At 70.7% G+C, this 21,760-nt stretch carries 20 protein-coding genes, 1 pseudogene and 1 riboswitch; of the genes and pseudogenes, 14 read left to right on the top strand and 7 right to left on the bottom strand.

The genetic code is table 11. The features are described from left to right. Positions 1 to 41 precede the first annotated feature (41 nt). Positions 42 to 599, bottom strand: coding sequence for a glycoside hydrolase family 25 protein (locus tag ACIPRD_RS01295; protein WP_401558934.1), 558 nt, complete (start codon positions 597 to 599; stop codon positions 42 to 44). Positions 600 to 866: 267 nt separating this feature from the next. Between ACIPRD_RS01295 and ACIPRD_RS01290 the strand changes: the two genes are divergently transcribed. After that, complete coding sequence (locus tag ACIPRD_RS01290) at positions 867 to 1,094, top strand: hypothetical protein (RefSeq protein WP_356403916.1); 228 nt, start codon at positions 867 to 869, stop codon at positions 1,092 to 1,094. 46 nt (positions 1,095 to 1,140) lie between these two features. Here ACIPRD_RS01290 and ACIPRD_RS01285 read toward each other — a convergent pair whose 3' ends face one another. The 4 genes from ACIPRD_RS01285 to gcvT form a co-directional block, all read right to left on the bottom strand. Then, the gene (locus ACIPRD_RS01285) at positions 1,141 to 2,508 is read right to left on the bottom strand and encodes an L-serine ammonia-lyase (RefSeq protein ID WP_356403919.1); all 1,368 of its coding nucleotides are present in this window, start codon (positions 2,506 to 2,508) and stop codon (positions 1,141 to 1,143) included. 127 nt (positions 2,509 to 2,635) lie between these two features. After that, on the bottom strand, positions 2,636 to 3,904 hold the full coding sequence (gene glyA / locus ACIPRD_RS01280) for a serine hydroxymethyltransferase (RefSeq protein ID WP_356403922.1): 1,269 nt from the start codon (positions 3,902 to 3,904) through the stop codon (positions 2,636 to 2,638). A gap of 13 nt (positions 3,905 to 3,917) precedes the next feature. Then, positions 3,918 to 4,295 carry a glycine cleavage system protein GcvH gene (gene gcvH, locus ACIPRD_RS01275; protein WP_356403925.1) on the bottom strand — a complete coding sequence of 126 codons (378 nt, stop codon included), beginning with the start codon at positions 4,293 to 4,295 and terminating at the stop codon, positions 3,918 to 3,920. 203 nt (positions 4,296 to 4,498) lie between these two features. Beyond that, positions 4,499 to 5,626, bottom strand: coding sequence for a glycine cleavage system aminomethyltransferase GcvT (gene gcvT / locus ACIPRD_RS01270; protein ID WP_401558929.1), 1,128 nt, complete (start codon positions 5,624 to 5,626; stop codon positions 4,499 to 4,501). Positions 5,627 to 5,791: 165 nt separating this feature from the next. Continuing rightward, positions 5,792 to 5,892, bottom strand: a riboswitch (glycine riboswitch). A 180-nt stretch (positions 5,893 to 6,072) separates the two neighbouring features. Between gcvT and ACIPRD_RS01265 the strand changes: the two genes are divergently transcribed. The 10 genes and pseudogenes from ACIPRD_RS01265 (at position 6,073) to ACIPRD_RS01220 (ending at position 17,940) form a co-directional block, all read left to right on the top strand. Further along, positions 6,073 to 6,765 carry an AAA family ATPase gene (locus ACIPRD_RS01265; RefSeq protein WP_401558926.1) on the top strand — a complete coding sequence of 231 codons (693 nt, stop codon included), beginning with the start codon at positions 6,073 to 6,075 and terminating at the stop codon, positions 6,763 to 6,765. 41 nt (positions 6,766 to 6,806) lie between these two features. Then, a complete protein-coding gene (locus ACIPRD_RS01260; protein ID WP_401558924.1) occupies positions 6,807 to 7,598 on the top strand; it encodes an enhanced serine sensitivity protein SseB in 792 nt (263 codons plus the stop codon). Positions 7,599 to 7,825: 227 nt separating this feature from the next. Then, positions 7,826 to 8,596 carry an enhanced serine sensitivity protein SseB C-terminal domain-containing protein gene (locus tag ACIPRD_RS01255; protein WP_401559992.1) on the top strand — a complete coding sequence of 257 codons (771 nt, stop codon included), beginning with the start codon at positions 7,826 to 7,828 and terminating at the stop codon, positions 8,594 to 8,596. Between the two features lie 372 nt (positions 8,597 to 8,968). Next, positions 8,969 to 9,967, top strand: a complete 999-nt coding sequence (locus ACIPRD_RS01250; RefSeq protein ID WP_356403940.1) for an ABC transporter permease — start codon at positions 8,969 to 8,971, stop codon at positions 9,965 to 9,967. A 58-nt stretch (positions 9,968 to 10,025) separates the two neighbouring features. Then, a complete protein-coding gene (locus ACIPRD_RS01245) occupies positions 10,026 to 11,777 on the top strand; it encodes an ABC transporter substrate-binding protein (RefSeq protein ID WP_356403943.1) in 1,752 nt (583 codons plus the stop codon). A 72-nt stretch (positions 11,778 to 11,849) separates the two neighbouring features. Next, positions 11,850 to 12,857, top strand: a complete 1,008-nt coding sequence (locus tag ACIPRD_RS01240; protein WP_356403946.1) for an ABC transporter permease — start codon at positions 11,850 to 11,852, stop codon at positions 12,855 to 12,857. After that, positions 12,854 to 13,948: an ABC transporter ATP-binding protein gene (locus ACIPRD_RS01235; protein WP_401559989.1), complete on the top strand. Its 1,095-nt coding sequence runs from the start codon at positions 12,854 to 12,856 to the stop codon at positions 13,946 to 13,948. Before ACIPRD_RS01240 ends, ACIPRD_RS01235 begins: the two co-directional genes overlap by 4 nt. Beyond that, positions 13,945 to 15,127: pseudogene (locus ACIPRD_RS01230) on the top strand (ABC transporter ATP-binding protein); the annotation flags it as partial. The gene ACIPRD_RS01235 and the pseudogene ACIPRD_RS01230, both read left to right, overlap by 4 nt. Before the next feature lie 614 nt (positions 15,128 to 15,741). Continuing rightward, entirely contained in the window at positions 15,742 to 17,223 is a 1,482-nt protein-coding gene (locus ACIPRD_RS01225; RefSeq protein WP_401558919.1) for a M1 family metallopeptidase, read from the top strand. 57 nt (positions 17,224 to 17,280) lie between these two features. Next, positions 17,281 to 17,940, top strand: a complete 660-nt coding sequence (locus tag ACIPRD_RS01220; RefSeq protein ID WP_356403959.1) for a trimeric intracellular cation channel family protein — start codon at positions 17,281 to 17,283, stop codon at positions 17,938 to 17,940. Here ACIPRD_RS01220 and ACIPRD_RS01215 read toward each other — a convergent pair. Continuing rightward, on the bottom strand, positions 17,849 to 19,132 hold the full coding sequence (locus tag ACIPRD_RS01215) for an alpha/beta hydrolase (RefSeq protein WP_401558917.1): 1,284 nt from the start codon (positions 19,130 to 19,132) through the stop codon (positions 17,849 to 17,851). The two genes, ACIPRD_RS01220 and ACIPRD_RS01215, sit on opposite strands and share 92 nt — an antisense overlap. 149 nt (positions 19,133 to 19,281) lie before the next feature. Here ACIPRD_RS01215 and ACIPRD_RS01210 point away from each other — a divergent pair, with 149 nt between their 5' ends. Continuing rightward, the gene (locus tag ACIPRD_RS01210; protein ID WP_356403965.1) at positions 19,282 to 20,178 is read left to right on the top strand and encodes a thioesterase family protein; all 897 of its coding nucleotides are present in this window, start codon (positions 19,282 to 19,284) and stop codon (positions 20,176 to 20,178) included. 12 nt (positions 20,179 to 20,190) lie between these two features. Here the strand turns inward: ACIPRD_RS01210 and ACIPRD_RS01205 are convergent, their stop codons facing one another. Continuing rightward, positions 20,191 to 20,817, bottom strand: a complete 627-nt coding sequence (locus ACIPRD_RS01205) for a TetR family transcriptional regulator (protein WP_401558914.1) — start codon at positions 20,815 to 20,817, stop codon at positions 20,191 to 20,193. A gap of 159 nt (positions 20,818 to 20,976) precedes the next feature. On the opposite strand from ACIPRD_RS01205, the gene ACIPRD_RS01200 reads away from it, so the two are divergent. Next, the gene (locus tag ACIPRD_RS01200; protein WP_356403971.1) at positions 20,977 to 21,174 is read left to right on the top strand and encodes a hypothetical protein; all 198 of its coding nucleotides are present in this window, start codon (positions 20,977 to 20,979) and stop codon (positions 21,172 to 21,174) included. Between the two features lie 5 nt (positions 21,175 to 21,179). Beyond that, complete coding sequence (locus ACIPRD_RS01195) at positions 21,180 to 21,458, top strand: DUF4190 domain-containing protein (RefSeq protein ID WP_401558911.1); 279 nt, start codon at positions 21,180 to 21,182, stop codon at positions 21,456 to 21,458. Positions 21,459 to 21,760: the final 302 nt, after the last annotated feature.

Below are 21,760 nucleotides of genomic sequence, written 5' to 3'. Positions count from 1 at the left end.
GGCGGCGGCCCCGGTGGACGGTGGCCGCCGCCCGTGGTCCGTCACGCGTCCGCGGCCCACTCGCGCAGCGCGGCCTTGCTGGAGAAGTCGGCCACGTCCCGGTCGAGCGGATCGGACGTGTACTGGTGGAAGCGCCACTTGGCCTGGATCCGCGGCTTGCCCGCGCTCACGTAGTCGGCGATCCAGAGCCCGTCGCCGGCGTACGAGGTGGTGTCGATGTTCAGCCAGTAGTCCCGGTTCGTGTACAGGATGACCCGGTTGTCCGGCCGCAGTTGCTTCACCTTCCGGATGAAGGCGTCCTTCTCCGCGTTGCTCGCGTGGGTGCCGTCGCCGGTCGTCTCCCAGTCGACGGCCAGGACGTCCCCCGGCCGGTCCGGGGCGTGCTGGACGAAGTACTCGGCCTGGGCGGTCAGGTTGCCCGGCCACAGGAAGTGGTAGAAGCCGACGACGAGCCCGGCGTCGCGGGCGGTCTTCGTCTGGGCCGTGAGCTTGGAGTTGACGTAGGAACGGCCCTCCGTCGCCTTTATGAAGACGAAGGACAGACCGTCCGTGTCGAACGAGGACGTCTGGAACGCGCTTACGTCGATGCCGTGCAGCATGGGGGTCTTGTGCCCGCTGCGCTCCCCGTCGGAACATGATGCTCCGTATTAATGGCTCCGGTGCGTCACCGAACCGCCGCCGCGCGCCCCGGCCCCGCCCGTCCCGGCGGCCCGCCACCAGGCCGCCACCGGGCCGCCATCAGGCAGGCGCGAGGCGGGCACCACTCAGGCATCGGGCGGGCATCAGGCGCCCACCGGGCGTGCGCCGATGGGGAGTTCACCCCCGGCCGGCGCCCCGCCAGGGCCCAGCCCCTAGACTCACCGACCGTGACCAACACCTTCCGGTGCTCCCAGTGCGACACCGTCGGCCTCGATCCCGGCTTCGTCGAGGACTCCGGCCAGAACGCCCGCGGCTTCTCCCGCTGGATCGCCGGCCCGCTCGAACGCGGCCCCCTCGGCGGGGCGAAGCGCTGGGGCCGGCCCGCCTGGCAGATCGACGCCTACCGCTGCCCCAACTGCTCCCACCTGGAACTCTTCGCCGGCATCCGCGACTGACCGCGCGGCGGACCGACCGGGTCCGGGCGCCCCGAGGAGGGAGCGCTCAGCACTCGATGATGTTCACCGCGAGCCCGCCGCGGGCCGTCTCCTTGTACTTGACGCTCATGTCCGCACCGGTCTCCTTCATGGTCTTGATGACCTTGTCGAGGGAGACCATGTGGGAGCCGTCTCCGCGCATCGACATCTTGGCGGCGGTCACGGCCTTGACCGCGGCCATGCCGTTGCGCTCGATGCAGGGGATCTGGACGAGGCCGCCCACGGGGTCGCAGGTGAGGCCCAGGTTGTGCTCCATGCCGATCTCGGCGGCGTTCTCGACCTGCTCCGGGGAGCCGCCGAGGACCTCGGCCAGCGCGCCCGCGGCCATGGAGCAGGCGGAGCCGACCTCGCCCTGGCAGCCGACCTCGGCGCCGGAGATGGAGGCGTTCTCCTTGAAGAGCATGCCGATGGCGCCGGCGGCGAGGAGGAAGCGGACCACGCCGTCCTCGTCGGCGCCGGGCACGAAGTTCATGTAGTAGTGCAGGACCGCCGGGATGATGCCGGCCGCGCCGTTGGTCGGGGCGGTGACCACGCGGCCGCCCGCGGCGTTCTCCTCGTTCACCGCCATCGCGTAGAGCGTGATCCACTCCATCGCGTGGGCCAGCGGGTTGCCCTCGGCGCGCAGCTGGCGCGCGGAGACGGCGGCGCGGCGGCGCACCTTCAGGCCGCCGGGCAGGATGCCCTCGCGGGACATGCCCCGCTGGACGCACTCGCGCATGACCCGCCAGATCTCCAGCAGGCCCGCCCGGATCTCCTCCTCGGTGCGCCAGGCCCGCTCGTTCTCCAGCATCAGCGAGGAGATCGACAGGCCCGTCTCCTTGGTCAGGCGCAGCAGCTCGTCGCCCGTGCGGAAGGGGTACTTCAGGACCGTGTCGTCCAGCACGATCCGGTCCGCGCCCACCGCCTCCTCGTCCACGACGAAGCCGCCGCCGACCGAGTAGTAGGTCTTGGTGAGCAGCTCCGCGCCCGAGGCGTCGTACGCCCACAGGGTCATGCCGTTGGCGTGGTACGGCAGGGCCTTGCGGCGGTGCAGGACCAGGTCGTCGTCGAAGGAGAACGGGATCTCGTGCGTGCCGAGCAGGTTCAGCCGGCCCGCCTCCTTGATCTCCCGCACCCGCTCGTCGGCGCCCTCCACGTCGACGGTGCGCGGGGAGGCGCCCTCCAGGCCGAGCATCACCGCCTTCGGGGTGCCGTGGCCGTGGCCGGTCGCGCCGAGCGAGCCGTACAGCTCGCAGCGCACGGAGGCCACCGAGCCGAGCACGTCCTCGCCCCGCAGGCGGCGGGCGAACATGCGCGCCGCGCGCATCGGGCCGACCGTGTGGGAGCTGGACGGGCCGATGCCGATCGAGAACAGGTCGAAGACCGAGACGGCCACGGGTGACTCCTCAAGACGGGTGGTGCGGGGGTGGTGCAAGGGGGCGTGTGTGCCGCGCGGGCGCGCGGAACGGCATCGCGCACGCCGTCCACTGTGTCCAGTGTGCGCGATGCCGGATGAAACGGACCTACCGGCCGAGGCCGGGGTACAGCGGGTGCTTGTCGGCCAGGGCGGTGACCCGGGCCTTCAGCGCCGCCGCGTTCGCTTCGTACGACGGCTTCAGCGTCTCGGCGATCACGTCGGCGACCTCGGCGAAGTCCTCGGCGGTGAAGCCGCGGGTGGCCAGGGCCGGGGTGCCGACGCGCAGGCCGGAGGTGACCATCGGCGGGCGCGGGTCGTTCGGGACCGCGTTGCGGTTGACCGTGATGCCGACCTCGTGGAGGCGGTCCTCGGCCTGCTGCCCGTCCAGCTCGGACTCGCGCAGGTCGACCAGGAGCAGGTGCACGTCCGTCCCGCCGGACAGGACGTTCACCCCGGCCTCGCGGGCGTCGGGCGCGGTCAGCCGCTCGGCGAGGATCTTCGCGCCCTCGACCGTGCGGCGCTGGCGCTCCTTGAACTCCTCGCCCGCGGCCACCTTGAAGGAGACCGCCTTGGCCGCGATCACGTGCTCCAGGGGGCCGCCCTGGAAGCCCGGGAAGACGGAGGAGTTCAGCTTCTTCGCGAACTCCTTCTTCGCCAGGATGATGCCGCCGCGCGGGCCGCCGAGGGTCTTGTGGGTCGTGGAGGTGACCACGTCCGCGTACGGCACCGGGTTCGGGTGCAGACCGGCGGCGACCAGGCCCGCGAAGTGCGCCATGTCGACCCACAGGAACGCGCCGACCTCGTCGGCGATCCGGCGGAACTCGGCGAAGTCCAGCTGACGCGGGTACGCCGACCAGCCGGCGATGATCACCTTCGGGCGGTGCTCCTTGGCGAGCCGCTCGACCTCGGCCATGTCGACCAGGCCGGCCTCGTCGACGTGGTACGCGACCACGTCGAACTGCTTGCCGGAGAAGTTCAGCCGCATGCCGTGGGTCAGGTGGCCGCCGTGCGCCAGGTCCAGGCCGAGGATGGTGTCCCCGGGCTGGGCCAGCGCGAACAGGGCCGCCTGGTTGGCGGAGGCGCCGGAGTGGGGCTGCACGTTGGCGTACTCGGCGCCGAACAGCTCCTTGACCCGGTCGATCGCGATCTGCTCGGCGACGTCGACGTGCTCGCAGCCGCCGTAGTAGCGGCGCCCCGGGTAGCCCTCGGCGTACTTGTTGGTGAGGACCGACCCCTGGGCCTCCATCACCGCGAGCGGCGCGAAGTTCTCGGAGGCGATCATCTCCAGCGTGGACTGCTGGCGCAGCAGCTCGGCGTCGACCGCGGCGGCGATCTCCGGGTCCAGCTCGTGCAGGGACGTGTTCAGGACAGTCATGCCTGTGACTCCTCTAGCCCGCGGTCTCGGCGGTGTACTCGTCGGCGGAGAGCAGGTCGCCCGGCTCCGCCGTGACGCGCACCTTGAACAGCCAGCCGCCGGCGAAGGGGTCGGAGTTCACCAGGGACGGGTCGTCGACGACGTCCTGGTTGGCCTCGGTGATCACACCGGTGACCGGCGAGTACAGGTCGGACACGGACTTGGTCGACTCCAGCTCGCCGCAGGTCTCACCCGCGGTCACCTCGGAGCCGACCTCGGGGAGCTGGACGAAGACGACATCGCCGAGCGCGTTGGCCGCGTGCTCGGTGATGCCGACCGTCGAGACGCCGTCCTCGGCGTCCGACAGCCACTCGTGCTCCTTGCTGTAGCGCAGCTGCTGCGGGTTGCTCATGGTCTGAATTCTCCTGTACGCGGGGAGGTGCTGGTCGATGGGAGCGTGCTGAAAGCGCTGGTGGGCGGGGGAATGTGCGCAGCGTCACGTGCGGCGGACGGCGTGGTCGCGCGACCACGCCACGCGTCCGCCCGCTCGCGCGGCGCCCGCGCCGCCCGCACACCGGGGCGGTCCGGGCCGGTCGGGCCCGGGCCGAGGAGGGGCTACTTCTGCCGCTTGTAGAACGGCAGCGCCACGACCTCGTACGGTTCGTGGCTGCCCCGGATGTCCACGCCGACACCCGCGGTTCCGGGCGCCGCGTGCGCCGCGTCGACGTACGCGATGGCGACGGGCTTGCCCAGGGTGGGGGAGGGGGCACCGGAGGTGACCTCGCCGATCACCTCGCCGCCGGCGACGACGGCGTACCCGGCGCGCGGCACCCGGCGGCCCTCGGCGATCAGCCCGACCAGGACGCGCGGCGGGTTCTGCCCGGCCCGCTCGGCGGCCGCGGCCAGCGCCTCGCGGCCCACGAAGTCGCCGTCCTTCTCGAACTTCACGACCCGGCCGAGACCGGCGTCGAACGGCGTCAGGGACGTGGACAGCTCGTGCCCGTACAGCGGCATGCCCGCCTCCAGGCGCAGCGTGTCGCGGCAGGACAGGCCGCACGGCACCAGGCCGGCGTCCTTGCCGGCGCCGGTGAGCGCCTGCCACAGCTCCACGGCGTGCTCCGGCTTCACGAACAGCTCGAAGCCGTCCTCGCCGGTGTAGCCGGTGCGGGCGATCAGCGCGGGGACACCCGCGACGGTGCCGGGCAGACCCGCGTAGTACTTCAGGCCGTCCAGGTCGGCGTCGGTGAGCGACTTCAGGATGCCGGGGGCCTCGGGGCCCTGGACGGCGATCAGCGCGTAGGCGTCACGGTCGTCGCGGACCTCGGCGTCGAAGCCGGCGGCGCGCTCGGTCAGCGCGTCGAGCACGACCCGGGCGTTGGAGGCGTTGGCGACCACCATGTACTCGGTCTCGGCGAGCCGGTAGACGATCAGGTCGTCCAGGATGCCGCCGTCGGCGCGGCAGATCATGGTGTAGCGGGCCCGGCCGACACCGACCGAGGCGATGTTGCCCACGAGGGCGAAGTTCAGCAGGGCGGCCGCGCCGGGGCCGGTGACCGTGATCTCGCCCATGTGCGAGAGGTCGAAGAGGCCCGCCTTCGTGCGCACCGCGATGTGCTCGTCGCGCTCGGAGCCGTACCGCAGGGGCATGTCCCAGCCGGCGAAGTCGGTCATGGTGGCGCCCAGTTCGCGATGCAGGGCGTCGAGCGCGGTGTGGCGGAGCTGACGTGATTCGGTGCTGCTCATCGGTCGTTCGTCTCCCAGGGGCATGACGGGCGAGGAAGGTCCTCCCCATCTGTCATCGGAACCTGAGAGGTTCGCCATGACCATCGTCGGCTCGCAAGGAGCCGTACGTCATGGCTTGCACCTTGGGTGGGGCCGCTGTGACGGCGGCCCGCTTTTCAGATGTGCCTCGCCCGCGCGGTAACGGGGCCTGAGAGATTCAAGGGAGGGACTTGCTCCTTCGGCGCCCTGGCGAGACTTGCTGCCGGGGACTCTCCCGCGCGGATTCAAACGGCCGGTATGCAGTTGGCGGGCACATCATTGCACGCCCCGGCCTCCCCCTCCAGAGCACGTCAGTTGTGACCGTTCTGTGGCAGTACGCGCACCGAACCGCCGGGCCCCGGGCATTACCTTCTCTTTACATTCGGGGGGCAGGGAACCCCCCGAGCCCACAGGGGAGGACGATCACGGTGAACAGGACTCCGGCGTACGCCGCCACCACCGGCACCGCGGTGCCGCAGCAGCCCTCCGCCCCCGCCCGCGAGCGCCTGGCCGGACCCGCGGCCCCGGCCGTCCGTGACCTGCGCGGCCACGCCGGCGGCAGCCCGCACACGCTGCGCTTCGGCCCCCGCGACCTGGTGGTGATCACCGGGCTGCCCGGCAGCGGCAAGTCCACCCTGATGCGGCGCACGGTCCCGGGCCCCCGCGTCGACTCCCAGGACGCCCGCGACCGCTGGGACGCCCGCGCCCCCCGCCTCCTGCCCTACGCCCTCTACCGCCCCCTCGTCCGCCTCGCCCACTACACGGGGCTGAACCGCGCCCTGCGCGCCGGCGAGGGAGTGGTCGTGCACGACTGCGGCACCCAGGCCTGGGTCCGCGGCTGGCTGGCCCGCGAGGCCCGCCGCCGCGGCGGCACCCTGCACCTGCTGCTCCTGGACGTCCCCGCGGGCACCGCCCGGGAGGGCCAGCGCGAGCGCGGCCGCGAGGTGTCCCGGTACGCCTTCCGCCGCCACCGCCGCACGGCCGCCCGGCTGCTGCGCAAGGTGGAACGGGGGACTCCGCCCGCCGGCTGCGGCTCGGCGGTGCTGCTGGACCGGGACGCGGCGGACGTCCTGCGACGGATCGTGTTCACCGGGATGGGCTCCGTCACCGGTACCGGCTAGCCTTTTGAGCCACAGCACGGATCCCAGCAGGCGGTAGGCACATGGACTTCCCGGCGGACTTTCCCGCGGACTTCCCGGCACAGGCGCACCCCCACCCGCACAGCGGGTGGCCCGGCAACGAACTGGAGGAGGTGCTCTCGGCATCGCTCGGCGTCCCCTCGGCGGGCGGCCGGATCGTCGAAGTACTCGGCCGCGGCTTCCTGTGGATCCCGCTGCCCAACGGCGGCAGTCCGGACAGCGGTTCGCTGGATCTGCCCACCATCGACATCGAAGGCCAGGTGTACATACCGGTCTTCAGCTCCGAGGAGCAGTTCCGGCAGGCGGTGGGCGCCCACATGTCGTACACCGTCGCCCCCGCCCCCGAGTTCGCCCGCGGCCTGCCGCCGCAGGTGGGCATCCTGATCAACCCCGACGGTGTGGTCGGCATGCCGCTGCCCCCGGAGGCGGTCGCCGAGCTGTGCCGTTCGGGCCGCGGCCCGCTGGACGGCCCCGACAGCGGAGGCCGGGTCCGGCTGTTCGAGCCCGACTGGCAGGAGGACCCGGTCGACTTCCTCGCCGCCGCCTCCGCCGAGTTCGCCGCCACCGGTGTGGTCCGCTCCGCCCGCCGCTGCCTCGCCGCCATCGAGACGGCCGACCCCGTCATGTTCGTCGGCGTCGAACTCTCCTCGTGGGACGGCGACATGCGCGCCCTCCCGCTGGAGGCCCTCGGCAAGGCCCTCGGCGCGGTCCCGGTCCCGTGGCCGGTGAACCTGATCCTCCTGGACGTGACCGAGGACCCGGTGGCCGAATGGCTCCGGGCCAGTGTGCGCCCCTTCTACCAGTCCGGTCACTGACACGCCTTTCCTCCGGATTCCTCCCGGGGGACGTCACCCCGGTCCGCCGGGACCGCGGTGACGTCCCCCGGGGGGAACCGCGCGACAGGTGACCGTCACACCCGCGGTCCCGCACGAACCCGTGGCCCCGGCCCGATTGGCGCTTAAGCTGTCCCTCAAGCGAGGGGCAATTCCAGAAAGGGCCGGTACAACAGGTGAGCGCGAGCCACAGCGGCAGCGTCGAGCACATGCTGCGCCAGGTCACCCCCGGGCGTTACGACGCCTACGAGGCACTGCTCCGCGCCCTCGCCGCCCCCGCCTCCGGCCAGATCTGGATGTTCCTGTGGCACGGCCAGGCCGGGTCCCCGGACGCGCAGTACGGGAACATGGAGGTCGACGGCTTCGGCTACGCCCCCTGTGTGACCTCCGCGCAGGAACTCTCGGCCAGCGGCTGGAACCGTTCCTACGAGGTGGTCGACGGCCTCGACGTGGCCCGCACCCTCTACCCCGAGCGCCACGGCCTCTGGCTCAACCCGCACGCACCCGGCGGCGGCGTCGGCGTCCCCTGGACCGATCTGCGCCGCATCGCCACGGGCCTGGACCGCCAGCCGGCCGGCCCGCTCCGCCTGTCCGAACCCGCCATCGAGGTGCCGCAGTTCTACGCCCTGCTGGCGCAGAACGCCCACCGCACCCCGGCCCTGCGCACGCTGCGCCGGGCCTGGGTCCAGCCCGCGCTCGGGGCGCCGTACCTCGCCATCGGCCTGGACGTGTACGAGACCTCGCCGGCCGCCGTGGACTCCGTGCGGGCGATGATGCAGAGCTCCGTGGGTGCGGTCCCGGAGGGGCTGCCCGTCTCCACCGTCGTGATGACCGACGACTACGACCCGGTCGTGCTGTGGATGCGCGCCAACTCCCGGCCGTTCTACGACCGTGAGGCGCACGCCGCGCCCCAGTCCCCGGTCCAGACCCAGGCGCCGGCCCCCGGTTACGGCTACCCGCCGGTGCGCGGCGGGTACTGAGCGTCACGCCGTTCGCGCGGACGGATGTGGAAGACGGGCACACCGGACACACTCATCGTCCACACATCTCCGCGTCTCTGCACGCGGGGGAGAACGGCCGGTGCGTCCCAATCGCACCGAATTGCCACTGTGTCCCAACTGGCCCTTGTTCGTTACCCGTTACCCAGTGATCGGATAACGAAAACCCCAGCGCCGCATCACGGTTGCGCATACTTTCACCGCCAGCTCTGGCGGCTGATCGCAACCGCACTGAAGACTCCCGAGTCATGAACACGAAAGTTGTGATGACCTCGTGTTCGAGTGCAAGTCGACAAAGCCGCAATCTGCGGCGAGCACAGGCCGGTCACCACCGGCGAGAGGGGTCGGGTCACTGTGACCGCACCGATCGAGACCACCGGTACGGCAGCCGAGACACAGCCGGAAGCTGTCCTCGACGGTGCCGGTAAGGGGCAGATCGAGGGTCGTTCCCTTGGACAGATCGCCTGGACCCGGTTCAAGAAGGACAGAGCCGCCGTCGCCGGCGCCGTCATCGTCGTCCTCCTGGTCGTCCTCGCGGTTCTCTCGCGTCCGCTGCAGGCCGCGTTCGGGCTCGACCCCAACGCCTTCCACCAGGACCTGATCGACGCCAACACGTCGCTGCCCAAGGGTGAGTGGGGCGGCATGAGCCTCTCCCACCCCTTCGGTCTGGACCCCAAGTTCGGCCGTGACATCGCCACCCGCGTCCTCGAGGGTTCCTGGGTCTCGCTGGTGGTCGCGTTCGGCGCCACGATCCTGTCGAACGTGATCGGCGCGATCATGGGCGTCGTCGCGGGCTACTACGGCGGCCGGGTCGACTCCGTGATCAGCCGGCTGATGGACACCTTCCTGGCGTTCCCGCTGCTGCTGTTCGCGATCGCCATCTCCGCCACCCTCCAGGGCGGCGCGTTCGGCCTGAACGGTCTGCCGCTCCACCTCAGCGTGCTGATCTTCGTCATCGGCTTCTTCAACTGGCCCTACCTGGGCCGGATCGTGCGCGGCCAGACCCTGGCCCTGCGGGAGCGCGAGTTCGTCGACGCCTCCCGCGGCATGGGCGCCCGCGGTCCGTACATCCTGTTCCGTGAGCTGATGCCCAACCTGGTCGGCCCGATCATCGTCTACTCGACGCTGCTGATCCCGACCAACATCCTCTTCGAGGCCTCGCTGAGCTTCCTCGGTGTCGGTATCCAGCCGCCGCAGGCCTCGTGGGGCGGCATGCTCCGCGAAGCGGTGACCTACTACCAGGTCGACCCCGAGTACATGATCGTGCCCGGTCTCGCCATCTTCGTGACTGTCCTGGCGTTCAACCTGCTCGGTGACGGTCTCCGCGACGCCCTCGACCCGCGCAGCCGCTGACGCCTGACGCCTCCGAGAGCCCAAAAAGTTTCCGACAATCAAGGGGATAACGCCCATCATGCGAAGGTCAGCGCTGGCCGCGATCGCGGCCATCGGCACCGCCAGCCTGTTTCTTGCGGGTTGCAGCAAGGCCGATGACAACAAGAACGAGAACGGCACCAAGTCGGCCGGCGCCAACGCCGCGACGCAGGGCGTCGTGAACGCCTCCGACAAGAAGGGCGGCACGCTCACCTACGAGCTGTCCGACGTGCCGGACTCGTTCGACCCCGGCAACATGTACTACGCGTACATGTACAACCTCAGCCGTCTGTGGGCCCGCCCGCTCATGACGTTCCAGCCCGGCGCCGGCGACAAGGGCAACACCCTGGTCCCCGACCTCGCCGCGGGCAAGGGTGTTCCGTCCGACGGCGGCAAGACCTGGACCTACAAGCTGCGTTCCGGCGTCAAGTTCGACGACGGCTCCGCGGTCACCTCGAAGGACGTCAAGTACGCCGTCGAGCGCTCCAACTTCGCGCGTGACGTGCTCTCCCTCGGCCCGAACTACTTCCAGCAGTTCATGGCCGGCGGCGACAAGTACAAGGGCCCCTACAAGGACAAGAGCGCCAAGGGCCTGTCCTCGATCGAGACGCCGGACGACACCACCATCGTCTTCCACCTGAAGCAGGCCTTCCAGGAGTTCGACTACCTGGTCGCCGCCCCGCAGACGGCTCCGGTGCCGCAGGCCAAGGACACCGGCGTCGACTACGTCAAGCACATCGTCTCCTCGGGCTCGTACAAGTTCCAGAGCTACGACGACGGCAAGCAGGCCGTTCTCGTCCGCAACGAGAACTGGGACGCGAAGACCGACCCGCTGCGCAAGCAGCTGCCGGACAAGATCGTCGTCAAGCTGAAGGTCAACCCGGAGACGATCGACCAGGACGTCCTCGCGGGCAACGCGATCGACCTGGGCGGTACGGGTGTCCAGGCCTCCACGCAGGCCAAGGTGCTCACCGACGCCAGCCAGAAGGCCAACACCGACAACGCCTACGGCGGTCGCCTGGTCTACATGGGCATCAACACCAAGGTGAAGCCGTTCGACAAGGTCGAGTGCCGCAAGGCCGTCCAGTACGCGATCGACAAGGTCTCGGTGCAGACCGCCGAGGGTGGCCCGATCCGCGGTGACGTGGCCTCCACGGTCCTGCCTCCGGACATCCCGGGCTACTCGAAGGCCGACGTCTACGCGAGCGCCGGCAACAAGGGCGACGCCGCCAAGGCCAAGGAGCAGCTGAAGGCCTGCGGCAAGACCTCGATCAGCACCAACATCTCGGCGCGCAGCGACCGTCCGCAGGAGATCGACGCCGCCACGGCGATCATCAACTCGCTGAAGGCCGTCGGCATCACCGCCACGCTGAAGCAGTACCCGTCGGGCAAGTACTTCACCGACTACGCGGGTGTGCCGAAGTTCGCCACGAAGCAGAACATCGGCCTGGAGATGATGCAGTGGGGTGCCGACTGGCCCTCCGGCTACGGCTTCCTGCAGCAGATCCTGAACGGCAAGGCGATCAGCCAGTCCGGTAACACCAACCTGTCGCAGTACGACAACAAGGACGTCAACGACCTCCTCGCCAAGGCGATCGGTACGCAGGACGACGCCGCGCGCAACGCCCTGTACACCCAGATCGACAAGAAGGCCATGGACGACGCCGTCCTGGTCCCGCTGACCTACTTCAAGGTCCTGCTGGCCCGCCCGCAGAACTACACCAACCTGGTGTCCACCGCGGCGTTCAGCGGTGAGTACGACTACCTCAACATCGGCGTCGCGTCGAAGTAGCAGCCCCGGAAGGCAGGTGAAGGCATTGGTGCCCGCGGGCTCAGCAGCCCGCGGGCACCAGCGCCGATCCCCGTGATCTCGTACATTCTCCGCCGGACGTTCGCGGCACTCATGCTGCTGCTGGTCGTCTCCGCGGTCACCTTCGCCATCTTCTTCCTGCTGCCACGGCTCGTGGGGCAGACAGCGGATCAGCTGGCGCAGCAGTACATCGGCAAGAGCCCGTCGAAGGCGGACATCGCCGCTGTCAAGCACAACCTCGGTCTGGACCAGCCCGTCTACGTCCAGTACTGGCACTTCATCAAGGGGATCGTGGGCGGCGCCACCTATGACCTCGGCCCCACCACGGTGCACTGTGACGCACCCTGCTTCGGTTACTCCTTCAAGAACCACCAGGCAGTGTGGCCGGAGCTCGTCTCCCGTCTTCCGATCACCCTCTCGCTCGCCGTGGGTGCCGCCGTACTGTGGCTGCTCTCGGGCGTCGTGGCCGGCGTCATCTCGGCGCTGAAGCCGCGCTCGGTCTACGACCGGACCTTCATGGGCATCGCCCTCACCGGCGTGTCGCTGCCCATGTTCTTCACGGGCAACCTGGCGCTCCTGCTCTTCCACTTCAAGTGGCCGATCTTCGGTAACGAGTACGTCCCGCTGACGGAGAACCCGTCGCAGTGGGCCAACACCCTGTTCCCGGCGTGGTGCTCACTCGCGCTGCTGTACTCCGCCATCTACGCGCGGCTCACCCGCTCGGGCATGCTGGAGACGATGAACGAGGACTTCATCCGCACGGCCCGCGCCAAGGGTCTGCGTGAGCGCAACGTCGTGGTCCGGCACGGACTGCGCGCCGCTCTCACTCCGATCATCACCGTGTTCGGCATGGACATCGGCCTGCTGCTCGGTGGTGCCGTGATCACGGAGTCGGTGTTCTCGCTCCAGGGCATCGGCCAGTACGCCGTCCAGGGCATCACCGACAACGACCTGCCGAAGATCCTCGGTGTGACGCTGCTCGCCGCCTTCTTCGTCGTCATCGCAAATCTCCTGGTGGACGTGCTCTACGCCGCCGCCGACCCGCGGGTGAGGCTCTCGTGACCGAACTCTCCAAGTCCGACGCCGCGGTGGGCGAGCCCACCGCCGGCAGCCGGACGCCCGAAGCCTTCCTCGAGGTCCGCGACCTCAAGGTGCACTTCCCCACCGACGACGGCCTGGTCAAGTCCGTCGACGGGCTCAGCTTCTCGCTGGAGAAGGGCCGGACCCTCGCCGTCGTCGGCGAGTCCGGCTCCGGCAAGTCGGTCACCTCGCAGGCCATCATGGGCCTGCACCGGCTCGGCACCCGCGGCAAGAACGTGCGGATGTCCGGCGAGATCTGGCTGGGCGGCAAGGAACTGGTCTCCGCCACCCCGGACGAGGTGCGCAAGCTCCGCGGCCGCGAGATGGCGATGATCTTCCAGGACCCGCTGTCCGCGATGCACCCGTACTACAAGATCGGCGACCAGATCGTCGAGGCGTACCGGGTCCACCACGACGTCAGCAAGAAGGTGGCCCGCACGCGTGCCATCGAGATGCTGGACCGCGTGGGCATCCCCGAGCCGGCCAAGCGTGTCGACGGCTACCCGCACGAGTTCTCCGGCGGTATGCGCCAGCGCGCCATGATCGCCATGGCGCTGGTGAACAACCCCGAGCTGCTCATCGCGGACGAGCCGACCACCGCGCTCGACGTGACCGTCCAGGCGCAGATCCTCGACCTGATCAGGGACCTGCAGAAGGAGTTCGGCTCCGCGGTCATGATGATCACCCACGACCTCGGCGTGGTCGCCGAGATCGCGGACGACGTCCTGGTGATGTACGGCGGCCGGTGCGTCGAGCGCGGCCAGGCCGACGAGGTCTTCGAGAAGCCGCAGCACCCCTACACCTGGGGTCTGCTCGGCTCGATGCCCCGGATCGACCGTGAGACCTCCGAGCGGCTCATCCCCGTCAAGGGCCAGCCGCCGAGCCTCATCAACGTCCCCTCCGGCTGCGCCTTCCACCCGCGCTGCCCGTACGCGGACGTCCCCAAGGGCAACGTCAGCCGCACGGTGCGTCCCGAGCTGGAGCTGGTGAGCACCGGGCACTGGTCCGCCTGCCACCTCCCGGCCGAGGACCGTGAGCGGATCTGGACCGAAGAGATTGCGCCGAAGCTGTGAGTGAGACCAAGAAGACGGACACCGTCACCGAGGCCGCGGTCCCGCACCAGGCGTCGTCCGTGGAAGATTCCGACGTGCTGCTCCGCGTCGAGGGCCTGACCAAGCACTTCCCGATCAAGAAGGGCATCCTTCAGCGCCAGGTCGGCGCCGTGAAGGCGGTCGACGGCATCGACTTCGAGGTGCGCAAGGGCGAGACCCTGGGCGTGGTCGGCGAGTCGGGCTGCGGCAAGTCGACCATGGGACGGGTCATCACCCGGCTCCAGGACCCGACCGGTGGAAAGATCACCTTCGAGGGCCAGGACATCACGCGCCTGAGCGCCGGGAAGATGCGGCCGATGCGCCGCGACATCCAGATGATCTTCCAGGACCCGTACGGCTCCCTGAACCCCCGCCACACCATCGGCTCGATCGTCTCGGCGCCCTTCCGGCTCCAGGGCGTGGAGCCCGAGGGCGGCGTGAAGAAGGAGGTCCAGCGGCTGCTGGAGCTGGTGGGCCTGAGCCCCGAGCACTACAACCGCTACCCGCACGAGTTCTCCGGCGGCCAGCGCCAGCGCATCGGCATCGCCCGCGCGCTCGCCCTGAAGCCGAAGCTGGTCGTGGCCGACGAGCCGGTCTCCGCGCTGGACGTGTCGATCCAGGCCCAGGTCGTCAACCTCATGGACGACCTCCAGCAGGAACTGGGTCTGACGTACGTGATCATCGCGCACGACCTCTCGGTCGTCCGGCACGTCTCGGACCGCATCGCGGTGATGTACCTCGGCAAGATCGTCGAGCTCGCGGACCGCACCTCGCTGTACGAGTCGCCGATGCACCCGTACACCAAGGCGCTGATGTCGGCCGTGCCGATCCCCGACCCGAAGCGGCGGGGCGGCAAGAGCGAGCGCATCCTGCTGCGCGGTGACGTCCCGTCGCCGATCGCGCCGCCCTCCGGATGCCGGTTCCACACCCGGTGCTGGAAGGCCACGCAGATCTGCAAGACGACCGAGCCGGCGTTCCTGGAGCTGAGGCCGGGCCAGCGGGTCGCCTGCCACCACCCGGAGAACTTCGCCGACCAGGCCCCGCAGGACGTCGTCCTGCTCTCGGCCGCGAAGGCGGCCTCCGAGCTGGTTCCGGACGCGGTGCTGGAGGAGTCGGCGGAGACGTCGGCCGCGGTGGCGGCGGAGGTCGCGGAGGCCGCGGCCGAGTCCGAGGACAAGGCGCCGGCCGCGAAGCCGGAAGCGGCTGCCGAGCCGGAGGCGGAGGCCGAGTCCGAGGACAAGGCGGAGGCCAAGTCCGAGGTCGAGCCCGAGGCCAAGCCGGAGCCCGCGGCTGAGGCCGAGGTCAAGGACGAGGCCAAGCCCGAGGCGGAGGCCAAGCCCGAGGTCAAGGCGGAGGCCGAGCCCGAGGCGGAGTCCAAGCCGGAGCCCGCGGCTGAGGCTGAGGTCAAGGACGAGGCCAAGCCCGAGGCGGAGGCCAAGTCCGAGGCCGAGGAGGCTCCGGAGGCCGAGGCGTCCACCGATGCGTCCGGGTCCGGGGCGACGGAGTCCGCCGAGGAGTCCGCGGCGGAGGCTTCCGCCGAGGAGCCCGCGTCGGACGAGGAGCCGGAGGCCGCGGAGGCCACCGGTGCCGAGGACGTCGCCGCCGCCGATGCCGAAGAGGCCGCTGAGGCTCCTGAGGCGGACGGTGCGAAGTCCGGGGAGTCCACCGGAAAGTAGCCCGTGACAACCGGGTAAAGGCATGTACATGCCTGAGCGGGAGAGTGCAGAGTCGTCCGTGTCCGTTGACCGACCGGAACACGCTCGAGGGGACGACTCATGGCACTCTCCCGTTCGGCACGCCCGGCACGCCCGGCACGTTCTGCAGATCCGCAGGCCCCGGCGCGTGCGACGCCCCCGGCCCGCGCCTTACGCCGCCGCTCGCTGCGCGCGGGGGCCGCCGCGACCGCCGCGGCGGCCTCCTTCCTCGTCGTCGCCGCCTCGCCCGCACCCGTCGCCGGCGCCCCCGGCATCGGCGACACCTACTTCCCGCGGCTGGGCAACGGCGGCTTCGACGCCCTCCACTACGACCTGGGCGTCTCCTACGCGCCCGGCACCGGCCGCCTCGACGGCCGTACGACGCTCACCGCCCGCGCCACCCAGAACCTCTCCTCCTTCGACCTGGACCTCCAGAAGCTGGAGGTCTCCCGGATCGAGGTGAACGGCGCGAAGGCCCGGTTCACGCGGGACGGCGACGACATCACCGTCACCCCGCGCGGCACCCTGCGCAAGGGCAAGGTCTTCAAGGTCACCGTGACCTACGGCGGGGTGCCCGAGCCGCTCAGCGGCCCCATCGTCTTCGGCTCCGAGTACGGCTGGATGAAGACCGCCGACGGCGTCTTCGTGGCCTGTGAGCCCAACGCGGCCTCCACCTGGTTCCCGTCCAGCGACCACCCCTCCGACAAGGCCACCTACGACATCCGGATCAAGGCGCCGAAGGGCCTGACCGGTGTCTCCAACGGCCGGCTCGTGTCGTCGTACGACCGCGGCGGCTCCTCGTACGCCCACTGGCGCGAGAACCGGCCCATGGCGACCTACCTGGCCACCGCCACCATCGGGAAGTTCGACGTGCGCACCGGCCGCACGCCCGGCGGCATCCCGGTCTACGTCGCCGTCGACCCGGTGCTGAAGAACGGCAACAGCGTCGACGTGTACGCCGTCACCTCCGCCGCCACCGACTACTGGTCCAAGGTCTTCGGGCCGTACCCGTTCGAGGAGACGGGGGCGATCGTCGACGACATGCCGGAGGCCGGGTTCTCGCTGGAGGTGCAGAGCAAGCCCGCCTACTCGGCCGTGCGCAGCGAGTCGACCATCGTGCACGAGCTGGCCCACCAGTGGTTCGGCGACTCGGTGAGCGTGGCCCGGTGGAAGGACATCTGGCTGAACGAGGGCTTCGCCACCTACGCCCAGTGGCTGTGGGCGGAGCACCAGGGCACCCGCTCGGCCCACGACTCCTTCCGCGCCGCCTACGACGCCCGCCCCGCCGACTCCGACTTCTGGCGGACCGAGGTCGGCGACCCGCAGCGCGACACGATGTTCGCCTCCGCCGTCTACCAGCGGGGCGCGATGACGCTCCAGATGCTCCGGGAGCGGATCGGCGACACCAAGTTCTTCGAGCTGCTGCCGGCCTGGACCCGCCGGCACCGCTACGGCAACGCCTCCACCGCCGACTTCGTCCGGCTCGCCGAGCGGATCAGCGGGCAGCAGCTCGACGACCTCTTCTCCACCTGGCTGTTCACGACAGGCAAGCCCGCCCTCTAGACGACCTTGACCCTGGGTTTGTAAGGCTCACCGGCCTCGGCGGGTGAGAATGTCAGGGTGCAGCTCCAGCAAATCTTCAGTCCCTCCGTCCAGCACACGCTCGATGTGATCGGCATCTTCGTGTTCGCGATCTCCGGTGCGCTGCTGGCCGTCCGGAAGAACTTCGACCTGTTCGGCATCGCCGTGCTGGCCGAGGTGACCGCGCTGGGCGGAGGACTGTTCCGGGACCTGATCATCGGGGCCGTGCCGCCGGCCGCCTTCACCGACCTCGGCTACTTCCTCACCCCGCTGATCACGGCCGTCGTCGTCTTCTTCCTGCATCCGCACGTGGAGCGGATCCAGTCGGCGGTTCTCGTCTTCGACGCGGCGGGCCTCGGCCTGTTCTGCGTCACCGGCACGACCAAGGCGTACAGCTTCGGCCTCGGGCTGACCGCGTCGGCGACCCTGGGGCTCGCCACCGCCGTCGGCGGCGGTGTGCTGCGCGACGTGCTGGCGAACGAGGTCCCCTCGCTGCTGCGCTGGGACCGCGACCTGTACGCGGTCCCGGCGATCGTCGGCTCCACCATGGTGGTGCTCTGCATCCGCTACGACGTGCTGACCCCGGTCACCAGCGGCGTGGCCGCCGTCACGGCTTTCGTGCTGCGCCTGCTGGCGATGAAGTACCACTGGCGAGCGCCGCGTGCGTGGAACCGGCGTTCGACGGTGACCGAGGAGTAGGCACCCGGGAGTGGGTGGCCCGGGTGGACTCCGCGGTCCCGGCGAGGGAGCGGTCCTCGCCGCCGGCCCGGTTCTGGCCCATCTGGAGGGTCAGCCAGCGGAACACCGCCGGGACCTGCGGCCGCCACAGCGCCAGGGTGTGGCCGCCCGCGCTGCGCGGCAGGAAGACCACGTGCACGGTGGTCGGCGCCTTGGCCACGGACTCCAGCGCCATGCCGGCCTGGTAGCCGTCGCCGGACTCGCCGGAGAGGTACAGCGCGATCCGGGGCGGCTCCGCCCGCTTCCGCAGGAGCAGGTAGGGATTGTTCGCGGCGCGCAGCGCGGGGCTCTGCGCGGCCAGGGAGTTGCGCTCGCCGATCGGGTCGTTGTAGCCGGACATGCTCACCGCGGCCCGGAACCGGTCGGGGTGGGCGACGGCCAGCTTGACCGCGCAGTGGGCGCCCGCCGAGTACCCGGCGACGGCCCAGCCCCGCGGCGCCGGCTGGACGCGGAAGTTGTCCGCGACCATCCTCGGCACGTCGATGCTCAGCCAGCTGTCGGCGTTGACCTGGCCGGGCACGTTGGCGCAGCCGGTGTCCACGCCGGCGAGCAGGTTGGTGCGCGGGGCGACCAGGATGAACGGCGCCACCCGGCCGTCCTTCATCAGGGGCAGCAGCTGCTGGTGCGTCCCGAGCGCCCCGAACCAGGCCTTCGCCGAGCCCGGATAGCCCGGGAGCAGTTCCACCACCGGGAACTTCGTGTGCCGGTAGGCCGGCTCGTCGTACTGGGGCGGGAGCCAGACGTAGACCTCGGCGTTCACCCCCGAGACCCGGCCCCTGAGCTGGGTGACGCGGACCCCGCCGGCCGCGCGCATCCCGGGTCCGTCGGCCGGCCTGAAGTCCTGTCTGACCCGGGGCAGGGTCTTCAGCGCGATGCCGCCCGTGCCGTCCCGGCCGAGGTCGGTGGCCTGCTGGACATGGTTGCCGGTGCCGACCAGGTCGGCCCAGTTGTCGTACAGGTTGTTCTGGTTGTTGACCAGCACGAAGACCAGCGTGACGGCGGTGCCCTGGGCGAACAGCAGCATCAGTACACGGGCCGCGGTGCGCAGCGGCCGGGGGCCGCGCATCCGCGACCAGAGGGCGAGCGGCAGTATCAGGGCGACGACCGCCAGCACGATCGTCGTGTAGAGGAACGGAGTCCCGGTGAGGCTCATGTCCTCATAGAGGGCGATCGGGGGTCCGAGGTTGTGGACGTGTCCGGACACTTACCTAGAAATTGCCGGATTCTCACCCTGGAGTGTGGCGCGGGCCGCCGAACAGCGAAAAGCTACCGCTTAGTAATGCCTTGTTGTACCGTTCAGCCATGCCAGAAGCTGCTTCCGCACCCTCCCACGCTCTCGGCCGCGCCCGGGCGGGGGGATCCCCCTCGCGGGCCCTGATCGGCGACAGCGAGTTCGACCGGGACACCGCGCTCACCCGGCGCGAGCCCGGCGTCTACGACATCGACCTCTCGGCCGGCTGGACCATCATCAGCGCCGTCAACGGCGGCTATCTGCTGGCCGTGCTCGGGCGGGCCCTCGCGGACACCCTCCCGCACCCGGACCCTTTCACCGTCTCCGCGCACTACCTCACGGCCTCCCGGCCCGGCCCCGCGGTCGTGCGCACGCAGACCGTCCGCACCGGTCGCACCCTCTCCACCGGCCAGGCCTCCCTCTTCCAGTACGACGACGAGGGCAACGAGGTGGAACGGATCCGCGTCCTCGCCTCCTACGGTGATCTCGCCGCCCTCCCCGACGACGTCCGCACCACCGCCACCCCGCCGGTGATGCCCCCGCCGGAGCAGTGCTTCGGCTCCGGGGACGGACCCGCCCCGGTGGAGGGAAGCTCGGCCATCACCGACCGGCTGATGCTGCGACTGGACCCCGCGACCCTCGGCTGGGCGCTCGGCGCGCCCTCCGGCAAGGGGGAGATGCGTGCCTGGTTCGGGCTCGCGGACGGCCGTGACGCCGACCCGCTGTCCCTGCTGCTCGCGGTGGACGCCCTGCCTCCCACCGCCTTCGAGATCGGCCTGAAGGGCTGGGTGCCCACGGTCGAGCTCACCGTGCACGTCCGCCACCGCCCGGCTCCGGGGCCGCTGCGGGTGTCGATCACCACCCGCAATCTGGCCGGCGGCTTCCTCGAGGAGGACGCCGAGGTCTGGGACAGCGAGGACCGGCTGGTCGCCCAGTCCCGCCAGCTCGCCCGCGTCCGGCTCGGCTGAGCCGCGGCGCGGTCAGTCCAGCCAGTGGTGGCGGCCGACGCTGATGAGCCGCAGCTGACGGGTGGCGAGCCGTACGACGCGCTCGCGCTCCTCCCCGGGCGCGTCCAGCGCCTCCAGGAACAGTGAGGCCGTGCTGAGCATCTGGTCGACGTAGAGGTGCGCCAGCATCAGCAGGTCGTCGTCGTTCCACCCCTCGGCCTGCGGGTCGTTGGCCAGTTCGGCCCGCACCTCCTCGGCGAACCGCGCCAGTTGGGCCTGGATGGCCTCGCGCACCGGCTGCACCCCGCCGTGCCGTTCCCGCGCGATGAAGCGGACGTGCGCGGGGTGGGTGTCCACATGACGGGCGATCAACTCGATGGCGCGGCGGATGCGTTCGTCGTTGTCGTCGGTCGTCGACACCGTCGTGCGCACCATGGGGTGCAGGCTGCCCAGCGCCTCGTCGACCAGGGCCACCCCGAGATCCGCCGTGGAGCGGAAGTGCCGGTAGAAGGCGGTCGGTGCCACGCCGACGGCCCGGGTCACCTCGCGCAGTCCCAGGCTGCTCAGGCTCTGCTCCTCCAGCAGCACGAGCGCCGCGTCCAGAAACGCCTGACGGGTCTTCTGCTTCTGGGCCTGCCGGATGCCGAGCGTGTGACTCATGTCATCCAGTTAACAACTGTTCTCCGGAATTGGAAAGCCGCGGCGCGGGTTAGACTCGGAGTCAGTGAACAAGTGTTACTACAACTGTTCACCAGAACTTCAGGGCGGCGCCCCCTCGGAGGCGCCGCGCGAGGCATCCCGGAGGGGGGACCCGACCTCATGCTGTTCCTCGTCGCCGCACTCATGCTGCTCGGTGTCGTGCTCGGCACCGTCGCCCACGTACCGATCGCCGTCTCCGCCGCGCTGGCAGCCGTCATCGCCGTGTGGCTCGTCGTCTTCGCGGTCCGCGAGCGGCACACCGCCCGCCGTCGCCGCACCCCGGCCGTCCGGCCGTCCGCAACCACCTCCAGGAGCTGAGCCCCATGCGTCTCACCGCACCTGCCGCGGGCCGCGCTGTCACCGGGCCGCGTACCCGGGACGCCGACGGCATGGCCGTGGCCTCCTTCATCCTCGGCCTGCTCGGCCTGCTCGTCCTCAATCTCTTCCTCGGCCCCGTCGCCGTCGCGCTGGCCGCCGCCGCCCTCTGGCGCGGCACCGCCCGCCGCGGCCGCGCCTGGCTCGGCATGGCCCTGGGCGTGGCCGACCTGGTGGTCCTCGCGGCCACCATGCAGCTGTCCGACACGGTGTCCTGGAACCTGTGACGGCGGGCCGGCGAGCCGATGCCTTGACGGCCTTGCGGCCTTGCGGCGCTGTAGCCCTGCGGTCCGGGTAGCCCTGCGGTCCGGTGGCCCTGAGGGCCGGTGGCCCTGTGGCCTTGCGGTCCGGTGGCCTTGCGGTCCGGTGGCCCTGCGGTCCGGTGGCCCTGAGGGCCGTTTGGTCGGCGTGCCGGGCGGCGCGGTCCGGCCCCGGTCGGCGGGGTCAGGTGCGGGCGGCGGGGTCCGGTGCGGGCGGCGGGGCCGGTGGTGCGGGGCTGCCGCGGGCGGCCGTTCCGGGTGATCCGTCC

Origin of the sequence: Streptomyces sp. NPDC090108 (genome assembly GCF_044747185.1) — a bacterium.
Taxonomy (GTDB): domain Bacteria; phylum Actinomycetota; class Actinomycetes; order Streptomycetales; family Streptomycetaceae; genus Streptomyces.
Note: the sequence above shows the minus strand (reverse complement) of the source record. Positions and strands in the feature narration are given on the sequence as shown.

What these genes read in the sequence shown, in the direction of transcription:
- ACIPRD_RS01215 (WP_401558917.1), bottom strand. Translation starts at nt 19,132, where the DNA reads ATGAGCCTCACCGGGACTCCGTTCCTCTACACGACGATCGTGCTGGCG.
- ACIPRD_RS01195 (WP_401558911.1), top strand. Translation starts at nt 21,180, where the DNA reads ATGCGTCTCACCGCACCTGCCGCGGGCCGCGCTGTCACCGGGCCGCGT.
- ACIPRD_RS01295 (WP_401558934.1), bottom strand. Translation starts at nt 599, where the DNA reads ATGCTGCACGGCATCGACGTAAGCGCGTTCCAGACGTCCTCGTTCGAC.
- glyA (WP_356403922.1), bottom strand. Translation starts at nt 3,904, where the DNA reads ATGACTGTCCTGAACACGTCCCTGCACGAGCTGGACCCGGAGATCGCC.
- ACIPRD_RS01200 (WP_356403971.1), top strand. Translation starts at nt 20,977, where the DNA reads ATGCTGTTCCTCGTCGCCGCACTCATGCTGCTCGGTGTCGTGCTCGGC.
- ACIPRD_RS01210 (WP_356403965.1), top strand. Translation starts at nt 19,282, where the DNA reads ATGCCAGAAGCTGCTTCCGCACCCTCCCACGCTCTCGGCCGCGCCCGG.
- ACIPRD_RS01225 (WP_401558919.1), top strand. Translation starts at nt 15,742, where the DNA reads ATGGCACTCTCCCGTTCGGCACGCCCGGCACGCCCGGCACGTTCTGCA.
- ACIPRD_RS01245 (WP_356403943.1), top strand. Translation starts at nt 10,026, where the DNA reads ATGCGAAGGTCAGCGCTGGCCGCGATCGCGGCCATCGGCACCGCCAGC.
- gcvT (WP_401558929.1), bottom strand. Translation starts at nt 5,626, where the DNA reads ATGAGCAGCACCGAATCACGTCAGCTCCGCCACACCGCGCTCGACGCC.
- ACIPRD_RS01205 (WP_401558914.1), bottom strand. Translation starts at nt 20,817, where the DNA reads ATGAGTCACACGCTCGGCATCCGGCAGGCCCAGAAGCAGAAGACCCGT.
- ACIPRD_RS01255 (WP_401559992.1), top strand. Translation starts at nt 7,826, where the DNA reads ATGCTGCGCCAGGTCACCCCCGGGCGTTACGACGCCTACGAGGCACTG.
- gcvH (WP_356403925.1), bottom strand. Translation starts at nt 4,295, where the DNA reads ATGAGCAACCCGCAGCAGCTGCGCTACAGCAAGGAGCACGAGTGGCTG.
- ACIPRD_RS01260 (WP_401558924.1), top strand. Translation starts at nt 6,807, where the DNA reads ATGGACTTCCCGGCGGACTTTCCCGCGGACTTCCCGGCACAGGCGCAC.